The sequence below is a fragment of the Streptosporangium nondiastaticum genome, assembly GCF_003011965.1.
Classification (GTDB): Bacteria; Actinomycetota; Actinomycetes; order Streptomycetales; family Streptomycetaceae; genus Streptomyces; species Streptomyces nondiastaticus.
Genome location: NZ_PXWG01000292.1, coordinates 1 through 1,769, shown reverse-complemented (window position 1 = coordinate 1,769; position 1,769 = coordinate 1). Strand labels below are relative to the sequence as shown.

Below are 1,769 nucleotides of genomic sequence, written 5' to 3'. Positions count from 1 at the left end.
GGCCGCGGCCGGGCGGGCCGAGATGAGCGGGTGGCTGCGGACGTCCGGGGCGCCGGCCGCGGCGCCGTGCGCGGGCGGCGCCCCGCAGACCACGGCCGAGGTCACGGTCGTCATCCCGGCGGTGCTGCCGCTGCTCGGCGAGCGGTCCGTGACGCGCCGGGCCACGATGCCCTGCCCGGCGGACCCCTACCCGCCACTGAGGAGCGCGCCATGAGCCTGCGGGCCCGCATCACCGCCCCCGAACCGGCCTCCGAGGGCCGGGAGCCGGGCCACCTCGTCCCCGTCTACCGGGCCAAGCTGCTCGAAGAGATCGACCTGGCCGAGATGTCGGCGCTCGCCGCCTCCGAGCGCCGCACGCGGCTGGAGCGCGTCCTGGGCCACATCATCAGCCGCGAGGGGCCGGTGCTGTCCACCGCGGAGCGGGACCGGCTCATCCGCCGCGTCGTGGACGAGGCGCTCGGCCTGGGCGTCCTCGAACCGCTCCTGGAGGACCCCTCCATCACCGAGATCATGGTCAACGGGCCCGACCAGATCTTCATCGAGCGCGCGGGCCGCGTCGAGCCCGTACCCGTGCGCTTCGCGTCGAACGAGCAGCTGATGCAGACCATCGAACGCATCGTCTCCACCGTCAACCGCCGCGTGGACGAGTCGAATCCGATGGTCGACGCCCGGCTGCCGAGCGGCGAGCGCGTCAACGTCATCATCCCGCCGCTGGCCCTCAACGGCGCGACGCTGACCATCCGCCGCTTCCCGCGCGCGTACACCCTGACCGAGCTCATCGGCATGGGCACGCTCGACGAGCAGATGCTGATGCTGCTCTCCGCGCTCGTCCGGGCGAAGTTCAACGTGGTCGTGTCCGGACCGACCGGCTCCGGCAAGACGACGCTGCTCAACGCCCTCTCGGGGCTGATCCCGGAGGGGGAGCGCATCATCACCGTCGAGGACGCCGCCGAACTGCAGCTGCAGCAGGCGCACGTCATCCGCCTCGAATCGCGGCCGCCCAACGTCGAGGGCAAGGGCCGGATCACCATCCGCGACCTCGTGCGCAACTCGCTGCGCATGCGCCCCGACCGCATCATCGTCGGCGAGGTGCGCGGCGGCGAGACCCTCGACATGCTCCAGGCGATGTCCACCGGCCACGACGGCTCCCTCGCCACCGTGCACGCCAACAGCGCGGAGGACGCGCTGATGCGGCTGCAGACGCTCGCCTCGATGTCGGAGGTCAAGGTCCCCTACGAGGCGCTGCGCGACCAGATCAACAGCGCCGTGGACTGCGTCATCCAGCTGACCCGGCAGGCCGACGGCTCCCGCCGCGTCGCCGAGGTCGCCCTGCTCGACTCCCGCGGCCACGAGGACTACCGCCTGGCCACCGTCAGCCGCTTCGAGGCCCTGCCGGTGGACGCCGACCGGATCGTGCGCGGCGGCTTCCGCTGCTTCCCGGTGCCGGAGCGGGTCGCGGACCGGCTGCGGCTCGCCGGCGAGTCCGTGCCGCCGGCCTTCGGCGTCGCCGCGTTCCCCGCCGAGCTGACGGTCCGCGAAGCGGGACAGAGGTAGGGAAGAGGGAGGGAGGGGGAGCATGGACGACCTCGGGCAGCTCGTCGCGCTGACCGTCGGGGCCACCCTGCTGGCCGGTGTCCTGGGCATCGCGGGCCTGCAGCTGTACGCGTCGGGGAAGGCGCAGCGCCGCGCCCTGGTCGAGCGGCTCGCGGACGCGCCCGCCCTGCCGCCGGCCGGGCGCGCCCGGCGCTTCGCGCGCCTCGACCGGCGGC

The 1,769-nt window shown here is 74.0% G+C and carries 3 protein-coding genes; all 3 read left to right on the top strand.

All coding sequences use genetic code 11. The annotated features are described in order from the left end of the window. The coding region (locus B7P34_RS37940; protein ID WP_223268606.1) for a hypothetical protein at nucleotides 1-214 on the top strand (214 nt) is incomplete at its 5' end. After that, a complete protein-coding gene (locus B7P34_RS35820) occupies nucleotides 211-1,554 on the top strand; it encodes a CpaF family protein (RefSeq protein WP_106682271.1) in 1,344 nt (447 codons plus the stop codon). The genes B7P34_RS37940 and B7P34_RS35820, both read left to right, overlap by 4 nt. Nucleotides 1,555-1,576: 22 nt before the next feature. Further along, nucleotides 1,577-1,769 (top strand): hypothetical protein (locus B7P34_RS35815; protein ID WP_223268605.1); only part of this gene is annotated, 193 nt, incomplete at its 3' end.